Raw genomic sequence first — 18340 nt, 5'->3', positions numbered from 1 at the left:
AGGCTACAGGGAAATATTCAGGCTGGAAGTCATATGGTAGACACACCAGGCCACATAGATGGCCGCGGTAATCCCCCACCAGGCCATAGCGGCACACCGGCGCCCGCGCCATGAAAACCAGGCGGAGATGAGTGCCGTGAGGAAGGGCAACATCATAATCATGGGTTTGAGTCCGGTTGGAATTTCAGACTCAAATTTAGGGTGACAATAAACCTGTTCCCAATCAGCGCTGACAGCGTGGGCAGAAAAAGGTGTTGCGCTGGCCGATGATCTGTTCGCGAATGGTGCCGGGGCAGCGGGGGCAGGGCTGGCCGGCGCGGCCGTAGGCATTGAGTTGCTGGGCGAAGTAGCCGGGCTTGCCGTCGCCACCGACGAAGTCTTTTAGGGTGGTGCCACCCTGCTCGATGGCAGCGGCGAGGACAGTTTTGATGGCCTCCACTAGTCGCGCGTAGCGCGGGCGGGAGATTTTGCCGGCGGGGGTTTGCGGGCGGATGCCAGCCATAAACAGGGCTTCCGATGCGTAGATGTTGCCGACGCCGACGACGATACGTCCGTCCATGATAAAGGTTTTTACCGGGGCTTTGCGGTTGCGGGACGCGCTGTACAGGTAGTCACTGTGGAATTCATCGCTAAGGGGCTCGGGGCCGAGGTGGGCGATGAGTTCATGATCGGCAATGTCTTCGGTTGTCCACAGCAGGGCGCCGAAGCGGCGGGGGTCGTGGAAGCGCAGGCGCTGACCGCTGTTGAGCAACCAGTCGATATGGTCATGTTTTTCCGGTGGCAGTTTGCCGTCGACGATCCGCAGGCTGCCGGACATGCCCAGGTGCCAGATGGCGAGGCCTTTATCGGTTTCCACCAGCAGATATTTTGCGCGGCGGTCCAGGCGCTGAATTCGGGCACCCTGAATCTTCGCCGCAAAATCCGCATCCACCGGCCAGCGCAGGCTGTGCTGGCGGATTTCACACAGCTTTACCTTGCGGCCCTCCAGGTGAGGGGCCAGGCCGCGCTTGGTGGTTTCTACTTCTGGTAACTCGGGCATCGAATGGGTTCCGGGCAGCCACTAGTAAGCCCAGTGGCGGTCATGGTGCCGGTGAAAGTTTGCGGGACACGCCGTAAACCCATCCATGGGGGCTCGGCTGCGGCCGTCCAGGCCGCAGACGGTCCCGCAAACTTTCACCGGCACCACGACCTGCAATTTGCAGATTGTCACTTCGATCAGGCACAAAAAAGCCCGGAAAACCGGGCTTTTTTGTGAACCAGAAAGGCAATCAATTACTTGATTTTGCCTTCCTTGTACATAACGTGCTTGCGAGCAACGGGATCGTATTTTTTGATCTCCATTTTCTCAGGCATGTTGCGCTTGTTCTTGTCAGTGGTGTAGAAGTGGCCGGTACCGGCGCTGGAATTCAGGCGAATCTTGTCACGCATTGTTCTGTCTCCAATCTGCGATTAAGCAGTAATTAAACTTTCTCGCCGCGCTTGCGCAGCTCTGCCAGTACGGTATCGATACCTTTCTTATCGATAATGCGCATACCTTTAGTAGAAACACGCAGTTTAACGAAGCGCTTCTCTGCTTCCACCCAGAAACGGTGGGACTGCAGGTTCGGCACGAAGCGACGCTTGGTGCGGTTTTTGGCGTGAGAAACGTTGTTTCCGGTTACCGGGCGCTTACCGGTTACCTGACATACCTTGGACATCTGATTGGCCTCTTTAAAACTCTTGTGCCCTCAGCTCAGGTGCGGGGCAAATGCGAAATTCGGTATCCAGCGCGACCGCGGGATCTGTACAGAATCTGGCCCGGCCGCAAAGAGCGGCGTTTTATACCAGAACACCCCTGGTGGGGCAAGTTTTGACCAGCTTTTTTGCTGTCTGGGCGGCCATTTTGGGTCGAAGTCACAAGAGCCGACGGAAAAGTCCCAAATAACGGCCGCTACGGAGCACATCTGCCGAAGCGAAGGCGGGGTGCCGGGGGCGGCTTTTCAGGATCGTCGCAAACAGGATGTTTGCGCCGAAGCGCCCAGGGACGGGTCCACAGCGGTCCTGAAAAGCCGCACCCGGCACCCTGCCGCCAAGAGAGGTTCTACGAAGCCCGGCCCAAGCGGGGCTCAAATCAGCCCTCGCTCCGCAAAAGAACACCCACCACCCTCTCCGACAATCAGATGATCCAGCACACGGATATCCACCAGGGCCAGGGCCTCCTTCAGGCGCCCGGTGATATGAATGTCCGCCTGACTGGGCTCACTCACCCCGGACGGGTGGTTGTGGGCGAGAATCACCGCTGCTGCTCCCTTACTCAGTGCCGCCTGCACCACCTCCCGGGGATATACACTCGCGGCGTTCAAGGTACCCTCAAACAACTCCTCATAGGCGATCACCCGGTGCTGACTGTCCAGAAACAGACAACAGAACACCTCCCGGGTACGATGGCGCAATTGTGCGGATAGATAATCACGCACCGCCTGCGGGCTGGTCAGCGCATCCGAGCGCTTCAGATCCTCCGCCAGATGCCGGCGGCCCATCTCCAGCACCGCCTGCAGCTGCACAAACTTCGCATCCCCCAACCCCTTACCAGCACAGAACGCCTTGCGCTCCGCCTCCAGCAAAGGCCGCAGGCCACCGAAATCCCCCAGCAACTGCCGCGCCAGATCCACCGCCGAAATCCCCGGCAACCCCGTGCGCAGAAAGATCGCCAGCAGCTCCGCATCCGACAGCGCCGCCGCACCCTTGGCCAGCAACTTCTCCCGCGGACGCTCCTCCGCCGGCCAATCCGTGATCGCCATATCCCCTCCCTGGGCAAAACTTATGAGTCAAAGTAAACGCTCGCTTCCCCTGCAAGCCCGCAACGACTGACCGTGGCCCATATGGCCACCGGCGCTAAGATGGTAATCTTACGCGCTCTCAGCATTTCGGAACCACAGAATATGCCCTCATTGGCCGACAAACGGATACTGCTTGGCGTCTCCGGCGGCATCGCCGCCTACAAAAGCGCCGACCTGGTACGCAGGCTCCAGGATCAGGGCGCCACCGTGCGCGTGGTCATGACCGCCGGCGCCCAGGAGTTTGTACGTCCGCTGACCTTCCAGGCCCTGTCCGGCAACCCGGTACACACCGATCTGCTGGATCCGGCCGCCGAGGCCGCTATGGGACATATCGAACTGGCCAAATGGGCCGACGCAATCCTGATCGCCCCGGCCAGTGCCAGCGTGATGGCGCGGCTCGCCGCCGGCATGGCCGACGACCTGCTCACCACCTTGTGTCTGGCAACGGACGCACCCGTAGTGCTGGCACCGGCAATGAACCAAGCCATGTGGCGCCATCCGGCTACCCAGTCCAACGGACGAACGCTGCAACGCCGTGGGGTCACTCTGCTTGGCCCGGATGCCGGCAGTCAGGCCTGTGGCGATGTGGGCCCCGGACGCATGCTGGAGCCCCTGGCGATTGTGGACGGGCTGATAGATTTTCTGCAGCCACCGCAGGTGCTGGCAGGTAAAAAAGTCGCCATTACCGCCGGGCCCACCCGCGAGGCGCTGGACCCGGTGCGCTACCTGAGTAACCACAGCTCCGGCAAAATGGGTTTTGCCATTGCCGCCGCAGCCGCGCGCGCCGGTGCCGAGGTAACGCTGATTGCCGGGCCGGTACGACTGGATACACCGGCGGGGGTGAAACGCGTGGACGTGGTGAGCACCGACGAAATGCTCAGCGCTGCGGAACAGGCCGCCGATGAGAGCGATCTGTTTATCGCCGCGGCCGCGGTGGTGGACTTTCGCCCTGCGATTGTCGCGGATCAGAAGATAAAGAAAGAAGACGGCAATGACAGCGACGTGCTGCGCCTGGTGAAGAATCCGGATATCGTCGCCACCATCGCCGGACGCAAGGATAAGCGCCCGTTCGTCGTCGGCTTTGCCGCGGAAACCGAAAAAGTGATTGAGCACGCGAAAGGCAAGCTCGCGCGCAAGAATCTCGACATGATTGTGGCCAACGACGTAAGCGACCCGGAAGGGGGCTTCAACAGCGACCGCAACCAGGTCACCGTGATCGACCAACAGGGCGAACGCACTTTGCCCGCAGCACTGAAAACCGAGCTGGCCACAGAGCTGGTCCGCCAGATAGCCGAGCGGGCATTTCCCGCAGGTTGAAAGGACTGGCGAAGAATAAAAACACACAGCAATACACAAGATTCAGAGCCCAAAGTAACTGAGCACAGGTCTGGGGAGACTGTTAAGTCGTGGCCGAACAAGCAAACATTCCGAGGAAACCGCTGTGGCATAGCGGTATGACGCTGCCCGCACTACTGGCCGCCGCCTTATGGCTGGGAGGCGCGCACCTGCTGACCACAAATGTGGTCAACAAACACAATATCGACCGTGTGCGCCAGGCGTCGCAGCAAAAAGCCGATGAATACGCCCGTCAACTGCAGGGCTTTTTTGGCCAGCGACAACAACAGCTGGCCACCCTGAAACCGCCGCAGGTATCCGCCATCCGTACCGGTACCAGTGCGGTTACCCAGGCATCGGTACAATACTTTACCGCCGATCAGCTGCATGTGGGTGCCGGCAGCCCCCCGCTCAATTTTGCCCTGGTTGACCTGCTCAAACGCAGCAAGCAGGAGGGGAGCCAGAAGCCGGAATTTTTGCGCGACGACAATAATCAGTGGCAACTTTACAGTGCGCGACCGGAAGCCGACGGCGCGTTGCTGGTTGCACAACCCTTTGACGTATTCGAGCGCGAGCTGGCAAAGCTGGATTCTGTCTCAGGCAACATTCAGATCGCGCAGCAGTTTCCCGACGGACCGGCGCGCCCACTCTGGAATGCATCCACCCATTCCACCGGTGGTGACACCACCTCTGCCGCCGTTGCTGGAAGCTATCTGAAAGTATCCTTTACGCCGTCCACCACCTTCGCCGCCCAACACAGAGTTCCCGCACTGTGGATCTATTGTGTCGCCGCCATCGGCCTGCTCGCCACCGTATTCGCCCTTTGGAAACTGGTCCCCGCTGACGGTGGCGCGGCCCCCTGGGAAAAAGGCGGGCGCCGAGGTGGCAGTACGGTCAAAAAAGGCCTGAGCAAACAGGATCTCGGCCATCCTCCTCAGCCAAAACAGAGCACCAGTACGATGGTCGCCGCTGCCCCCTCTCCCGCACCCGCAGCGCCACAGGCCGAAGAATCTTCGGCGAGGGATCTGATGCGCACACCGAGCACGGAAATTCCCGCGCACGTGTTCCGCGCCTACGATATCCGCGGTATTGCCGGAGAGGAGATCAACGAGCCTTTCGCGTACCAGCTCGGTCGTGCACTCGGCACTATCGCCCTGCAGGCGGGGCAGAAGTTATTGCTGGTTGGGCGCGATGGTCGCAACAGCAGCGAGCTGCTCAGGGATTGTCTGATCGAGGGCATTCTGGAAAGCGGCTGTAACGCGGTGGACCTGGGCCTGGTCCCGTCACCGGTGCTCTACTTTGCCTGCGCCAAGGGCAAAAATGCCAACAGCGGCGTGATGGTGGCCGCGAGCCACAACCCCGCCGAGTACAATGGCTTCAAGATTGTCATGAACGGCCGCCCACTGGCGGATGAACAACTGCGCGAGCTACACGGCATCATGCAGAGCGTGCAGATTTCCAGCGGCAAGGGCAGCCACAGTGCCCAGGACATCAGCGCTGCGTATATCGACGAGATCTTCAACGATGTGGCGCTGGCGGGCCAGCCCAATATTGTCATCGACGCGGGCAACGGTGCCACTTCCAGACTGGCACCGGAGCTGTTTGAACAACTTGGCTGTGCCGTCGAGCCCCTCTACTGCGACGTCGACGGCAATTTCCCCAATCATGCCCCAGACCCATCGCGGCCGGAAAACCTGCAGGACCTGATCGCCGCAGTAAAAAGTGAGAATGCCGACCTGGGCATCGCCCTGGACGGAGATGGTGATCGGGTAACCCTGATCACCGGCAGCGGCCGTATTGTCTGGGCCGACCAGCTGGTGATGCTGCTGGCGCGGGATATCCTCGCGCGCAACCCGGGCTCGGATATCGTGTTCGACGTAAAGAGCTCCCGTGCACTGGCGGATCTGGTGACCCAGTATGGCGGCCGCCCGATCATGTGGAAAACCGGGCACGCGCCGATGAAGACCAAGATGCTGGAAACCGGCGCATTGCTGGGTGGCGAGCTTTCCGGGCACATTTTTATCAAGGACCGCTGGTACGGCTTTGATGACGGTATCTACGCCGCCGCGCGCATCCTCGAAATCATGGCCCTGCGCGAACAGAGCCTCGACGAACTCCTCGACTCGTTACCGCAGATGGTCAATACCCCGGAGATTCTGCTGCCCGTCGCCGAGCAGGACAAATTCGCGCTGATCGACCGACTGCGCAGCGAAGGCAAGTTCGACGGGGCAGACCTCAATACCATTGACGGCCTGCGTATTGAATTCGCCGATGGCTGGGGGCTGGTGCGCGCCTCGAACACAACCGCCGCCCTGACCCTGCGCTTTGAGGCCGACGACGAGGCGGCCCTCGCCCGCATCCGCGAGCAGGTGGCCAGCCAGCTCCACAAAATTGACTCAGCCCTGGTGTTACCCGCCGGCTGACCTATTGAAGCAGTAAGGAAAACGCTATGTCCCTGGATCAGAAATCCGCCCTGCGCGTTGCACAGGTTCTCAACGAAGCACTGCCGTATATCCAGCGGTTTATCGGCAAGACCGTGGTGGTCAAGTTCGGTGGCAACGCCATGGTGGACGAGGAGCTGCAGAACAGCTTCGCCCGCGATGTGATCCTGATGAAGCTGGTGGGCATGAACCCGGTGGTGGTGCACGGCGGCGGCCCGCAGATCGGCGATCTGCTCAACAAACTCAGTATTGAATCCCGCTTTGTCGATGGCATGCGCGTAACCGATAGCGAAACCATGGATGTGGTGGAAATGGTCCTCGGCGGCACCGTGAACAAGCAGATCGTCAACCTGATCAATAAAAATGGCGGTCGCGCAGTAGGCGTGACCGGCAAAGACGGCCTGCTGATCCGCGCGAAAAAGCTGCGCCGCAAAGAGGACACCGCCGGCCTGCATGCCTCGGAGATCATCGATATCGGTCACGTGGGCGAAGTGGAGAGTGTCGATACCGGTGTCATCGACATGCTGATCAACAGCGATTTCATCCCGGTGATTGCGCCCATCGGCGTGGGGCGCGATGGCGAATCCTACAACATCAACGCCGACCTGGTGGCCGGCAAGATCGCTGAATACCTGAAGGCCGAAAAGCTGATGTTGCTCACCAATGTGGCGGGGCTGCAGGACAAGCAGGGAGAGGTGCTCACCGGTCTTTCCACACTGGAAGTGGACGGCCTGATTGCCGACGGCACTATTTACGGGGGCATGCTTCCGAAAATCGCCTGCGCACTGGATGCGGTGAAAGCGGGCGTGACCTCGGCGCATATTATCGACGGACGCGTCCCACACGCGGTACTGCTGGAAATCTTTACCGATACCGGTGTCGGCACCCTGATCACCAACGCGACCCTGAATGAGGAATAAGCCACCCCCTGCGTGATCCCGGTCACATAACCGGTGTTAACGATCACTAACAATTGATGCCGTGGCGCCGAATCGTTACGATTCTGGCGCAGGTTCACCGGCTTTTGGCGCCTCAAACTTTGCTAAAAAATAGCGGGCTTCTGACCCCCGGCGCCACCAGGCCAGGTTTCGAGAACAGGACCGGCACAACAACAAAATCAGATCCCGGCTGAATACTCCGGGCAAAGGCAGTTCATGAGCAGCGAAAAAATCAATCGGCGCCAGCAGATTCTGCAGGCTCTGGCCCACATGCTGGAAGCCAGCCCTGGCGCCCGCATCACCACCGCGGCACTGGCCAAAGAGGTGGGATTCTCTGAGGCGGCGCTGTACCGCCACTTTCCCAGTAAGTCCAAAATGTTCGAAGGCCTCATCGAGTTTATCGAAGAGACCATCTTCAGCCGCATCAAGCTGATCATGCAGGATGAGCCCAGTGCACTGGCACGTTGTCAGAAAATTCTGCACCTGTTGCTGGCCTTCTGTGAGCGCAACCCCGGGATCACCCGGCTGCTCACCGGCGATGCACTGACCGGTGAAACCGAACGCCTGCACGGCCGTATTCTGCAGCTATTCGACCGCCTCGAGACCCAACTCAAGCAGATTCTGCGAGAAGCGGAACTGCGCGAGCAGCTGCGCCCCGCCATTCCCCTGACCGCCGCCGCCAACCTTCTGCTGGCCAGTGCCGAAGGACGCATTGTCCAGTACGTGCGCAGCGGCTTCAAACGCAAGCCCACCGAGTACTGGCCTGAACAGTGGCCGGTGCTGGTTGCAGGGTTTTTCCGGGAAAGTGCGCTGACCGCGCAGGGATAAGCCAAGTAGATTGACGGATCGGAAGCGGTGGCACTGGCAGCTGCCAACGAGGTTAGTTGCCGGCGATTTCCTGATAACGGCTGGCCGCCGCATCAAATTCGCTATTGATGGCCACCGCTTCCTTCTCACGCAGTGACAGGCGCTGTGCCACCACTGCCACTTCCTTGTTCAAATTCTCAATACGTGCCAGCAGCTCGGCGGATACCGTGCCGCCATTACGCTGGGTGCGCGCGGCCGCAGACTCTTCGTTTTCGATCTGACGGTTAAGAGAGGCCATATTGGAGCGCAGGATTGCCATATCCTGCTGCACGATCGCCAGCTTGCGCTTACGCGCCGATTCGATGTCGGCAAGGCTGTTGTAGCGTTTGAGCAGCTGCAGGTCCGCTTCCATCTGGGCTTCCCGGCGCTGCTTTTCTTCCAGTTCCTCGCCAGTCAGCTCCGGCGCCACCACCTCCAGAACACGCCCCGAAATCGTCAGCACCTCGTAACCGCCGGCCACATAACGTGGAGGCACAACGTCGTCCAGCACCTGGACGCCGTGTTCGTTGGTATAGCGGTATAGCTTCTTGCCATCCCACCCCGAGCCTGCAGCTCCGACATCCAGTGTCAGAAGGGCACCGGTCAATGCCAGCGCGAGTGCGGTTTTCACACCTGCCTCATTGTTTATTGTCTACTAAGCGCCAATTGTCGGTCCGCGGCACCGCCCTGTGCTTCCCGCCAACGACGGCCAATGGTCGTTATCCGGGCCGATCTCTCCTGAACACCTACCTCAATGTGTTTTCAACAGAGTACCCCAGGCGAGACACCGTGTAGTTAGCCCGATTGGATCAATTGCGTGCTCCTGCCCGCCTAACCCTCAGAGGAAACACCATACTGCTTGCGATAGCCGATGATTCGCTGCAGCAGCTCGTCGCTGGCAGCCTCCGACTTAAGATAAGAAATAATATCATCCAGTTCTACAATCCCGATCACAGGAATGCTGTATTCCTGCTCAACAAGCTGGATTGCGGAAAGATCGGTGTCGTCATTGGCCTTTTCCTGACGGTTCAGGCCGATCACCACACCGGCAGGCTGCGCACCTTCCGACTGGATGATCTGCATCACCTCGCGTACGGCCGTACCCGCCGTAATCACATCATCAATGATCAAAACCTTGCCTTTAAGCGGCGCACCCACTAAGGTTCCGCCCTCGCCGTGGTCCTTGGCCTCTTTTCGGTTGTAACAGAAGGGTTTATCGACGCCTTTCTGTGCCAGCGCCACCGCGGTCACCGCACCCAGCGGGATGCCTTTGTAGGCCGGCCCAAATATGACATCAAACTCCACTCCAGAGGCAAGAATCGCCTCCGCGTAGGCATTGCCCAGTGCGGCGAGCGCCGCACCGCTGTGGAAACGGCCGGCATTGAAGAAATAGGGGCTCTGGCGCCCGGATTTCAGCGTAAAATCTCCGAAACAGAGCACATCGTGCTCCAGGGCCAGTTGAATAAAGTCGCGCTGGTACTGCTGCATGGCAATTTGATAACTATTGGCTAAGGTGAAGGAAGGTCCCCACGGAAAGGGGGGCGGCAATCGAAAAATGTTCAGACGAATAACGACTGCAATTTTACACAGTCCGCTGGTAAGGGGCTAATAATGCGAATAGTGAGTTTGTCCGTGGATGGTGTGCATCAGGCTGCACAGCGCGGGCTTTACGACCGGCTGGCAGAACAGGACGCAGACATCATCTGCCTCCAGGATCTGCGCTCACTGGAACCGGAGCTGGATCACCCCATCTTCCATCCGGACGGCTACTACAGCTATTTCTTCGATTCTGGCACCCCCCATGAAAATGGCGTCGCCATCTATACCCGTGCCCAGCCGAAAGCGCTGATTTACGGTATGGGCTTTGCCAACGGTGTGGATATGTACGGCCGCTACCTGCAGGCGGACTTTGAACGCCTGAGCGTTGGCTCCCTGCTGGCGCCGGTCGCCACGGACGAAGCGTCACTGGAGGTGAAAGTCCAGTTCTTTGACGATATGCAGGCCCATCTGGCCAAGATCAGCCGCAAGCGCCGGGATTTTATTTTCTGCGGCAACTGGGGCATGGCACACCGTCGCGCCGACGTGCAGAACTGGCAGGACCATCAGGACACCCCCGGATTCATGCGCCACGAGCAGCGCTGGCTGGACCAGTTGTTCAACGAGATCGGCTACATCGACGCCTTCCGCCGGGTGGTCAAAGATGCCGATGAATTTACCTGGTGGCCAAGCGGCGAACCGGGTCAGGGCGACGGCTGGCGTACCGATATGCAGATCGTGTCGCAGACCCTGAAAAACAAGATCGAATACGGCGCTATCAACAAGAACGTCAAATTTTCCAGCCACCTGCCACTGATCATGGATTACGACCTGGAAGTCTGATTTCCAACATCACGAAAAAGGGCCCGCTGGAAAACCAGCGGGCCCTTTTTCGTTTGTGGCCAGCCGAGCTGGTAGATGCGCTGCGCTTATCTACCCTACGGCAACCATCCTGCGTATCCTCCGAACTGGAGTAGGGTGGATAAGCAAAGCGCATCCACCACCTATTCCGCCAGCGCTTTCTTCTGTAGCTCGACCAACTCCTTGATGCCCGCCTTGCCAAGCGCCAACATCTCCGCGAACTGATGCTCGGTAAACGGTGCGCCTTCTGCGGTGCCCTGCACCTCGATCATACCGCCGTCTTCTGCCATCACCAGATTCATATCGGTATCCGCATTGGAGTCTTCCGGGTAATCCAGATCCAGCACCGCTTCACCGTCATAAATCCCTACTGAGATTGCCGCGACCATATTGTTCAATGGATCAGTGGCAATCATCTTTTCCCGCTGCATAAAGCGGATGGCGTCCACCAGGGCCACACAGGCGCCGGTAATCGACGCGGTACGGGTGCCGCCATCGGCCTGAATCACGTCGCAATCGAGGGTGATCTGATGCTCACCCAGGGCCTTCAGATCGACCGCGGCACGCAGGGAGCGGCCAATCAGTCGCTGTATCTCCACCGTGCGGCCACCCTGTTTGCCTCGGGCCGCCTCACGCCCCATACGGGAGCCGGTAGAGCGGGGCAACATGCCGTATTCCGCGGTGATCCAGCCGCTGCCCTGGCCGCGCAGGAAGCGCGGCACTTCCGCCGCCACCGAAGCATTGCACAGCACTTTGGTGTCACCGAATTCCACCAGCACCGAGCCCTCTGCGTGACGGGTATAGTTGCGGGTGATGCGCACATCGCGCAGTTGTTCCGGTTTGCGGCCGCTGGGTCGCTGCATATAGCACCTCTGATCTTTAGAAAATTTCGACGAATGTCATGGTTCACTTTCGGAGCCCGGCATTATAGCCATCAAAGCACGCAATCACCCTGTGCTATGCTTTGCCGCTGTTTTTTACCCCTGACCTCACTGTATTTCCGGAGTACGGCAATATTATGGCCAACAACAAAGTGCGCAGCATGACCGCCTTCGGGCGCGCGGAAGTCAACTATTCCACCGGCACCGCCGTGTGGGAAATGCGCTCCGTCAATCATCGCTACCTGGAGCCTCATTTCCGCCTGCCGGAAGCCGGCCGCGCACTGGAGCCCAAATTGCGGGAACTGCTGCGCAAGACCCTGAATCGCGGCAAGGTGGAAATGACTCTGAACCTGAAAGCCAATAGCGGTGAGGTGACCGGTATCAAGGTGAATCAGGCATTGGCGCAGGAGCTGCTGAATGCCGCAGCCCAGGTGGCACCACAAAGCCAGCCAGTGAACCCGTTGGAAATACTGAAGTGGCCCGGTGTCATCGCCGAACCGGAAACCGATGCGGAGGAACAGGCCAAGGCCATACTCGACGGTTTCAGGCAAGCGCTGGCGCAGGTTGTGGATAACCGTGAACGGGAAGGTGCGGAGCTGGCCGGTTTTATCGAGGCGCGCATCAAAGGTATCGACGAGCAGGTGGCCACCGTTCGCGCACTGCTGCCGCAGATTTTACAGAACCAGCGCGACAAGCTGCGAGGCCGCCTGGAGGAACTGCTCGAAGAGATCGACAGAGATCGCATCGAGCAGGAGATCGCCATCCTCGCGCAGAAAGCGGACGTCGATGAAGAGCTCGACCGCCTCGACGCGCATATCACTGAAACCCGCCGCGTCCTCAAAAACGGCGGCCCCATCGGTCGTCGCCTGGATTTCCTGATGCAGGAATTCAACCGCGAGGCCAATACACTCTCCTCCAAAGCGGTGGTGACCGATACCACCCAGGCCGCGGTCGAGCTGAAAGTATTGATCGAACAGATGCGCGAGCAGGTGCAGAATATCGAATAATCAGCCGATGCCCCGCAGTACCAACCCCGCCACAAAAAAAACCGCTCTGCTGATCGCCAAGCAGTGGCCAGAGCCCGCGTCTACTGCCGCCGGCCGGCGGACCCTGGATATTCTCGACCTGCTGAATGAAGTGGGCTACCGGATTGAGATCGGTAGTCCGGCTCAGCCTACGCCGTTTCAGGCGACTACCGGATACGGCGAACACCAGATCGCCGTCAACGATTCCCGCTTTGACGACTGGGTGCGCGCGCTCGACCCGTCTCTGGTGATCTACGATCGCTTTATGATGGAAGAGCAGTTTGGCTGGCGGGTGCGGGCGCAGTGCCCCCAGGCAGTGACGGTTCTGGATACCAGCGATTTTCACAGCCTGCGCGAGGCGCGCCACCAGGCCCTGAAAAGTGGTCAACCGGTAAACCTGTTTAACGCCAGTGCCGAGCGCGAGATCGCCGCCATGGCACGCTGCGATCTCATCCTCATGATTTCCCAGGTAGAGGTGGATCTACTTAAAACGCACTTCGGCCTGCCGGCCTGGCAGCTGCACTATCTGCCTTTTCTGATACGGGAATTTCCACAGCCAACAGCAACACCCGGTTTCGCCGAGCGCCGTCATCTGGCAATGATCGGCGGCTTCAAGCACGCACCGAATCGCGACGCGGTGGCCTGGCTTGCCGAAGCAATCTGGCCCGCACTGCGACCGTTGCTGCCCGGCGTGGAGTGCCACGTGTACGGCGCCTACGCGGACCACGCCATGCAGCGATTTCACAATCCCAAATCCGGTTTGCGGATTATCGGGCGCACCGACGATGCGCTGGCCACCCTGTCCCAGTACCGGCTGAATCTCGCACCACTGCGCTTCGGCGCCGGCCAGAAGGGCAAAATTCTCGACGGCTGGCTGAGTGGAACGCCCACCATTACCACGCCGGTAGGCGCCGAGTCGATGGCGCCAGCGGATGCCTGGGGCTACCCGCTGAACGATGATCCGGGTCCGTTCGCGGATATTGCCGCGCGCATTTATCAAAGCGAGCCCCACTGGCAGGCCGTCCGCGAGGCCGGCACACAGGCTTTGGTCGAGGGCTTTTCTTATGCACAACATGCGCAGGCTTTTGTCGAGCGGCTGAATGCCATCGCCGCCGATCTGCATGCCCATCGCAACCGCAACATCTGGGGCAGAATTCTGCAGCGCACGGAACACCGTGCGGAAGAGTTTATGAGCCGCTGGATCGAAGCAAAAAATACACGGCCCGACGCCAGTTAGGCCGGATATCCGGTTTCCTTTTTCATGCGAATTTCAAGCCCGATTACCATTATCGCCCTGGCTCAGCTACTGGGGACCTCCCTGTGGTTCAGCGCCAACAGCGCGGCAGAGGATCTTGTACTCAGTTGGCAGATCAGTGTGACCGATGTGGCCTGGCTGACCAATGCGGTACAGGGCGGATTTATTCTGGGCACGCTGGTCCTTGCCCTTGGGGGAATCGCGGACCGCTTTCGCGCGAGCCATATTCTTATCGCAAGCGCCTTGGCGGGCGCCCTGTTCAACGCTTGCTTCGCGTGGCTGGCAGACGGGCTGACCAGTGCGATGGTGTTTCGTTTTCTCGTGGGCGTGTGCCTTGCCGGTATTTATCCCATGGGCATGAAACTGATTGTGAGCTGGGAACCAGACCGTGCCGGTGCGGCGCTGGCACAGCTGGTGGCAATGCTCACCCTGGGTACCGCGCTGCCCCACGGGCTACGGGAAGCCGGTGCGGGATTGCCCTGGCAGTGGATTATTACCGCGTCTTCGCTGCTGGCGCTGGTTGCGGCCGCCCTGGTGTATTACCTCGGCGACGGGCCGCACCTGCCGCAGCCGCAGAGACAGCCTGTCACCAAAACCCGGGGAATCACCAAACCGGCGGTATTCCAGGCGTTTCGCATCCCCCGCTTTCGCGCCGCGGCCTGGGGTTACTTCGGGCATATGTGGGAACTCTATGCGTTCTGGGCGCTGGTACCACTACTGGTTTCCAGCACCGTCCTGCCCGAACGGCTTCCTGCACTGGGTATTCCCGGTCTGTCCTTTACGATTATCGCCGCGGGGGCACTGGGCTGTGTCATCGGCGGTACACTTTCACGAAAATTTGGCAGTGGGCCGGTCGCCCTCACAGCGCTCGCCGCTTCTGGCTGCTGTGCGCTGGTGTTTGCTTTACTGTGGGACAGGCTGCCGGCGGCCGGCATGGCCGCTCTGCTTCTCTTTTGGGGCGCCACGGTCATCGCAGACTCGCCGCAATTTTCTGCACTCTCCGCCGCTGCCTGCCCGCGCGAGTTGGTGGGCGCGGCACTGGCCATTCAGAATTCCATCGGTTTTGCCATCACCCTCGTCGCCATTTCCGGAGCCAGTGCACTGTTCGAGCGGATAGGCCCGTCCTCGGTCTGGTTGCTGCTACCGGGACCGGTGATCGGCTTGCTGGGCTTCATTCTGACCCAGCGCCGCGCCGGGTCAGCGGACACCTGAGCGGTGCAAATATTGAGCAATCGCCCAAAAATCAATTCGCTGCCAGCCGCCGAGACCTTCATCACACCGGACCCTCAAAGGGTTACGATCGTACCACTTAAAGCCTAATTTTGGCGCGAATTCCAAAGAATTGTCCCCATTTTTAATTGTGGGCGAAATGAATCTCCTCGTTATATAAGAACCTTGTTAAATAAATCCGTAACAAAATTGCGGGGATATTTGCGGGTCGCCGCGCAGGAGTTCCGCGGTGTCATTACGGCGGCTCTACCCAGCTCCGCCGATAAAAATAATTATGGAGAAATTCGCAACAATGAAATTATCAGCGTTATTGAAACCTTCCCCCGGTGCTATTTTCGGCGCCGCGACGCTTCTGCTGAGCGCCAGTTTCGGTGCAAGTTTTTCGGCTCATGCGGTTGAACCTGAACTCTCTGCCATGTCGGTAGCAGCAGACGAGGTGATTACCGATCGCATTATTGTGAAGTACAAAAACACCATGGCCGGAGCCAATGCGACGGCGATGTCCCAGACCGCCATCGACCGCGTTGCGCAAACCGCCGGCCATCGCTTTAAGCATATGCGGCGCCTGGCCACCGGTGCGCAGTTGATGAAATTGGAAAAGCGCACAAGCAAGGCGGAACTCGACGCAATCATTGCGCGCCTGCAGCAAGACCCGCAGGTGGAGTACGCGGAGCCCGATCGCTTGATGCAACCCATGGCCACCCCCAACGACAGCTACTACAACCAACAGTGGCATTATTTTGAGGCGACCGGCGGCCTGAATCTACCGGCCGCATGGGATGTGACCCAGGGCGAAGGGGTCGTGGTTGGTGTTATCGACACCGGCTACCGCCCCCACGCGGACCTCAATGCCAACCTGCTGCCCGGTTATGACATGATCTCTGATACCACCGTGGCTCAGGATGGTAATGGTCGTGACAGCGACGCCAGCGACCCTGGCGACTGGTCACCGGCGGGGGCCTGTGGCACCGGGGAACCGGCACGCAACAGCAGCTGGCACGGCACCCACGTGGCGGGGACCATTGCTGCGGTAACCAATAACGGCAGCGGTGTGGCAGGCGTTGCCTACAAATCCAAAATTGTCCCTATTCGTGTACTCGGCCGCTGTGGTGGTTACACCTCGGATATCGCCGATGGCATTATCTGGGGCGCCGGCGGCAACGTCAGCGGCGTTCCTACCAACGCCAACCCGGCCCAGGTGCTGAACCTGAGCCTTGGTGGAGGCGGTGGCTGTGACACCACCACGCAAAATGCCATCAACACTGCGCGCAGTCTCGGCACCACCGTGGTGGTGGCCGCGGGTAATTCCAACGCCAACGCCGGTAATTACAGCCCGGCCAGCTGTAATGGCGTAGTTACCGTAGCCTCCACCAACCGCGCAGGCAGCCGCGCCTATTACTCAAACTACGGCAGCGTGGTGGATGTGGCGGCACCCGGGGGCGAAACCTCGGTGAGTTCCAACGGCGTGCTTTCCACCCTGAACAGCGGCACCCAGGGACCGGGCAGTGACAACTATGCCTTCTATCAGGGTACCAGCATGGCCGCTCCACACGTAGCCGGCGCTGCAGCACTGCTCTACGCAGTGGACGGAGGTATCACCCCGGATGAGGTGGAATCCATACTCAAAAGCACCGCGCGCAACTTCCCCGGCTCCTGCAGTCAGTGCGGGACCGGTATTGTCGACGCAGCGGCTGCGGTGAACGCTGCCAACGGTGGGGGCGGCGGCGACCCGCAGCCCGGTGATGGCGAGCTGACCAATGGAGTGGCCGAGACCGGCCTGTCTGCAAGCTCGGGTCAGGAACTGCGCTTCACTCTGGAAGTCCCGGCTGGAGCCAGCAATCTGAGCTTCCAGATCTCCGGCGGCAGCGGCGATGCCGACCTGTACGTGCAGTACGGCAGCCAGCCCACTACCGGCAGCTACGATTGCCGCCCCTACCAAAATGGCAACAACGAAACCTGCTCCATTAGCAATGTGCAGGCCGGTACCTATCACGTGATGGTGCGCGCCTATAGCAGCTTCTCCGGCGTCAGCCTGGTGGGGAGTTTTGATGAGGGCGGCAGCGGTGGCGGCGCCAGCGGTTGGACCGAGACCAACGTATCCGGCTCAGCCAATGCCTGGCAGCATTTCACATTGGACGTGAACAGTGGCATGAGCACGCTGGAAGTGCTGATGAGTGGCGGCAGTGGCGATGGCGACCTGTACGTGCGTTTCGGCAGCCAGCCCACCACCGGCAGCTACGACTGCCGCCCCTATCGCTGGGGCAACGACGAGAGCTGCAGCTTCAATAACCCCCAGGCAGGGACCTGGTACATCAGTATTCGCGGATACAGTGACTACTCCGGGGTAACCCTGCAGGCTGAAGCCGCGCCCTGATCGAAAGCACCAAACCACTCCCTCCTTGATTGGCCGGCATTTGCCGGCCTTTTTTGTGGCAGAGCGCGGTGCGTGAGGTTGCGCGGCTACTTCACAAAAGACTGGAACTGTTTATCCACCGGCGTATCCGCAAAGTGATTGATGTAATTACTCATCACTTTCTGGGCAACCCCGACGATGATCTCCAGTAGTTGCTGGTGGCCGTAGCCCGCATCGTAAAACCGCTGCAGCACCTCGTCGGAGACCACTCCGCGATCGCGCACGATGGCGAGGGTCGTGTCGCGCAGCACTTCCAGTTTCTCGCTGGGCAGGGGCTCCTTGTTGCGCAGCGCTTCATTGATTTGATCATCCACCTTCATGGACTTGGCAATGGCGCTGTGGGCCGGCACACAATAGTGGCAACCGTGTTCCACATTGATTGCCTGCCATACCACGGTTTTTTCTTCCGCAGAAAACGAGGTATTAAGGAACTGCTCGTGCAATACCTGGTAGGACTTCAGTGCGGTGGGCGCCTCCGCCATGACCCCGTGCAGGTTGGGAATGGAACCAAAAGCGTCAATAGAGTTCTGCAGCAGCGACTTGCTGTCTTCGGGCGCGCTTTCGATATCGTGGATCTTGAAATCGGACATATCGTACCTCCGGGTATGTAGATCGTTAGGTAAGTGATAGCGATCAGCTCGGCCAACCACAGTAGTGTTAGCGGCCCAAAACTGTTGAGCAACTGATCAACAATGCACACCCTACCCAATTTTGAGCAAGCGTTCAACAGAGCCACCCGATTTGCTGAAAACCTCCGGCG

18 protein-coding genes are annotated in these 18340 nt (G+C 59.5%); 9 read left to right on the top strand and 9 right to left on the bottom strand.

Annotated elements, in window-relative coordinates:
• Positions 1 to 3: 3 nt before the first annotated feature.
• From LRR79_RS03590 to radC, 5 genes are all read right to left on the bottom strand, one after another.
• Positions 4 to 162: a DUF5993 family protein gene (locus tag LRR79_RS03590; protein ID WP_231759043.1), complete on the bottom strand. Its 159-nt coding sequence runs from the start codon at positions 160 to 162 to the stop codon at positions 4 to 6.
• A gap of 61 nt (positions 163 to 223) precedes the next feature.
• The gene (gene mutM, locus LRR79_RS03585) at positions 224 to 1039 is read right to left on the bottom strand and encodes a bifunctional DNA-formamidopyrimidine glycosylase/DNA-(apurinic or apyrimidinic site) lyase (protein ID WP_231759042.1); all 816 of its coding nucleotides are present in this window, start codon (positions 1037 to 1039) and stop codon (positions 224 to 226) included.
• A gap of 233 nt (positions 1040 to 1272) precedes the next feature.
• Positions 1273 to 1428 carry a 50S ribosomal protein L33 gene (gene rpmG, locus LRR79_RS03580; RefSeq protein WP_043319942.1) on the bottom strand — a complete coding sequence of 52 codons (156 nt, stop codon included), beginning with the start codon at positions 1426 to 1428 and terminating at the stop codon, positions 1273 to 1275.
• A gap of 32 nt (positions 1429 to 1460) precedes the next feature.
• Entirely contained in the window at positions 1461 to 1697 is a 237-nt protein-coding gene (rpmB, locus tag LRR79_RS03575; protein WP_010132080.1) for a 50S ribosomal protein L28, read from the bottom strand.
• Between the two features lie 408 nt (positions 1698 to 2105).
• Entirely contained in the window at positions 2106 to 2780 is a 675-nt protein-coding gene (gene radC / locus LRR79_RS03570) for a RadC family protein (protein ID WP_231759041.1), read from the bottom strand.
• A 141-nt stretch (positions 2781 to 2921) separates the two neighbouring features.
• Here radC and coaBC point away from each other — a divergent pair, with 141 nt between their 5' ends.
• The 4 genes from coaBC to slmA all read left to right on the top strand — a co-directional run bounded on the left by coaBC (position 2922) and on the right by slmA (position 8361).
• A complete protein-coding gene (coaBC, locus tag LRR79_RS03565) occupies positions 2922 to 4136 on the top strand; it encodes a bifunctional phosphopantothenoylcysteine decarboxylase/phosphopantothenate--cysteine ligase CoaBC (protein WP_231759040.1) in 1215 nt (404 codons plus the stop codon).
• 89 nt (positions 4137 to 4225) lie between these two features.
• Positions 4226 to 6577, top strand: coding sequence for a phosphomannomutase/phosphoglucomutase (locus LRR79_RS03560; RefSeq protein WP_231759039.1), 2352 nt, complete (start codon positions 4226 to 4228; stop codon positions 6575 to 6577).
• Positions 6578 to 6603: 26 nt separating this feature from the next.
• On the top strand, positions 6604 to 7515 hold the full coding sequence (gene argB, locus LRR79_RS03555) for an acetylglutamate kinase (protein WP_231759038.1): 912 nt from the start codon (positions 6604 to 6606) through the stop codon (positions 7513 to 7515).
• A gap of 234 nt (positions 7516 to 7749) precedes the next feature.
• Positions 7750 to 8361 carry a nucleoid occlusion factor SlmA gene (gene slmA / locus LRR79_RS03550; protein WP_231759037.1) on the top strand — a complete coding sequence of 204 codons (612 nt, stop codon included), beginning with the start codon at positions 7750 to 7752 and terminating at the stop codon, positions 8359 to 8361.
• A gap of 52 nt (positions 8362 to 8413) precedes the next feature.
• Here slmA and LRR79_RS03545 read toward each other — a convergent pair whose 3' ends face one another.
• A complete protein-coding gene (locus LRR79_RS03545) occupies positions 8414 to 9010 on the bottom strand; it encodes a hypothetical protein (protein WP_231759036.1) in 597 nt (198 codons plus the stop codon).
• Between the two features lie 200 nt (positions 9011 to 9210).
• The gene (gene pyrE / locus LRR79_RS03540; RefSeq protein ID WP_231759035.1) at positions 9211 to 9867 is read right to left on the bottom strand and encodes an orotate phosphoribosyltransferase; all 657 of its coding nucleotides are present in this window, start codon (positions 9865 to 9867) and stop codon (positions 9211 to 9213) included.
• A 123-nt stretch (positions 9868 to 9990) separates the two neighbouring features.
• Between pyrE and LRR79_RS03535 the strand changes: the two genes are divergently transcribed.
• The gene (locus tag LRR79_RS03535) at positions 9991 to 10758 is read left to right on the top strand and encodes an exodeoxyribonuclease III (protein ID WP_231759034.1); all 768 of its coding nucleotides are present in this window, start codon (positions 9991 to 9993) and stop codon (positions 10756 to 10758) included.
• 161 nt (positions 10759 to 10919) lie between these two features.
• On the opposite strand, the gene rph is transcribed toward LRR79_RS03535, so the two are convergent.
• Positions 10920 to 11639, bottom strand: a complete 720-nt coding sequence (gene rph, locus LRR79_RS03530; protein ID WP_231759033.1) for a ribonuclease PH — start codon at positions 11637 to 11639, stop codon at positions 10920 to 10922.
• Between the two features lie 155 nt (positions 11640 to 11794).
• Here rph and LRR79_RS03525 point away from each other — a divergent pair, with 155 nt between their 5' ends.
• The 4 genes from LRR79_RS03525 to LRR79_RS03510 all read left to right on the top strand — a co-directional run bounded on the left by LRR79_RS03525 (position 11795) and on the right by LRR79_RS03510 (position 17541).
• On the top strand, positions 11795 to 12664 hold the full coding sequence (locus LRR79_RS03525) for a YicC/YloC family endoribonuclease (protein ID WP_231759032.1): 870 nt from the start codon (positions 11795 to 11797) through the stop codon (positions 12662 to 12664).
• Positions 12665 to 12671: 7 nt separating this feature from the next.
• Positions 12672 to 13919 carry a glycosyltransferase gene (locus LRR79_RS03520; RefSeq protein ID WP_231759031.1) on the top strand — a complete coding sequence of 416 codons (1248 nt, stop codon included), beginning with the start codon at positions 12672 to 12674 and terminating at the stop codon, positions 13917 to 13919.
• Between the two features lie 24 nt (positions 13920 to 13943).
• Positions 13944 to 15149, top strand: coding sequence for an MFS transporter (locus LRR79_RS03515; protein ID WP_231759030.1), 1206 nt, complete (start codon positions 13944 to 13946; stop codon positions 15147 to 15149).
• A 310-nt stretch (positions 15150 to 15459) separates the two neighbouring features.
• Positions 15460 to 17541: a S8 family peptidase gene (locus LRR79_RS03510; protein WP_231759029.1), complete on the top strand. Its 2082-nt coding sequence runs from the start codon at positions 15460 to 15462 to the stop codon at positions 17539 to 17541.
• A gap of 86 nt (positions 17542 to 17627) precedes the next feature.
• Here LRR79_RS03510 and LRR79_RS03505 read toward each other — a convergent pair whose 3' ends face one another.
• A complete protein-coding gene (locus tag LRR79_RS03505; RefSeq protein ID WP_231759028.1) occupies positions 17628 to 18170 on the bottom strand; it encodes a carboxymuconolactone decarboxylase family protein in 543 nt (180 codons plus the stop codon).
• Positions 18171 to 18340: the final 170 nt, after the last annotated feature.

The sequence above is a fragment of the Microbulbifer elongatus genome, assembly GCF_021165935.1.
GTDB lineage: Bacteria > Pseudomonadota > Gammaproteobacteria > Pseudomonadales > Cellvibrionaceae > Microbulbifer > Microbulbifer elongatus.
The sequence above is the reverse complement of the archived record's forward strand: the minus strand, read 5'-3'. Positions and strand labels throughout refer to the sequence as shown.

What these genes read in the sequence shown, in the direction of transcription:
- LRR79_RS03590 (WP_231759043.1), bottom strand. Translation starts at nt 162, where the DNA reads ATGATTATGATGTTGCCCTTCCTCACGGCACTCATCTCCGCCTGGTTT.
- mutM (WP_231759042.1), bottom strand. Translation starts at nt 1,039, where the DNA reads ATGCCCGAGTTACCAGAAGTAGAAACCACCAAGCGCGGCCTGGCCCCT.
- rpmG (WP_043319942.1), bottom strand. Translation starts at nt 1,428, where the DNA reads ATGCGTGACAAGATTCGCCTGAATTCCAGCGCCGGTACCGGCCACTTC.
- rpmB (WP_010132080.1), bottom strand. Translation starts at nt 1,697, where the DNA reads ATGTCCAAGGTATGTCAGGTAACCGGTAAGCGCCCGGTAACCGGAAAC.
- radC (WP_231759041.1), bottom strand. Translation starts at nt 2,780, where the DNA reads ATGGCGATCACGGATTGGCCGGCGGAGGAGCGTCCGCGGGAGAAGTTG.
- coaBC (WP_231759040.1), top strand. Translation starts at nt 2,922, where the DNA reads ATGCCCTCATTGGCCGACAAACGGATACTGCTTGGCGTCTCCGGCGGC.
- argB (WP_231759038.1), top strand. Translation starts at nt 6,604, where the DNA reads ATGTCCCTGGATCAGAAATCCGCCCTGCGCGTTGCACAGGTTCTCAAC.
- slmA (WP_231759037.1), top strand. Translation starts at nt 7,750, where the DNA reads ATGAGCAGCGAAAAAATCAATCGGCGCCAGCAGATTCTGCAGGCTCTG.
- pyrE (WP_231759035.1), bottom strand. Translation starts at nt 9,867, where the DNA reads ATGCAGCAGTACCAGCGCGACTTTATTCAACTGGCCCTGGAGCACGAT.
- LRR79_RS03535 (WP_231759034.1), top strand. Translation starts at nt 9,991, where the DNA reads ATGCGAATAGTGAGTTTGTCCGTGGATGGTGTGCATCAGGCTGCACAG.
- rph (WP_231759033.1), bottom strand. Translation starts at nt 11,639, where the DNA reads ATGCAGCGACCCAGCGGCCGCAAACCGGAACAACTGCGCGATGTGCGC.
- LRR79_RS03525 (WP_231759032.1), top strand. Translation starts at nt 11,795, where the DNA reads ATGGCCAACAACAAAGTGCGCAGCATGACCGCCTTCGGGCGCGCGGAA.
- LRR79_RS03520 (WP_231759031.1), top strand. Translation starts at nt 12,672, where the DNA reads ATGCCCCGCAGTACCAACCCCGCCACAAAAAAAACCGCTCTGCTGATC.
- LRR79_RS03515 (WP_231759030.1), top strand. Translation starts at nt 13,944, where the DNA reads ATGCGAATTTCAAGCCCGATTACCATTATCGCCCTGGCTCAGCTACTG.
- LRR79_RS03510 (WP_231759029.1), top strand. Translation starts at nt 15,460, where the DNA reads ATGAAATTATCAGCGTTATTGAAACCTTCCCCCGGTGCTATTTTCGGC.
- LRR79_RS03505 (WP_231759028.1), bottom strand. Translation starts at nt 18,170, where the DNA reads ATGTCCGATTTCAAGATCCACGATATCGAAAGCGCGCCCGAAGACAGC.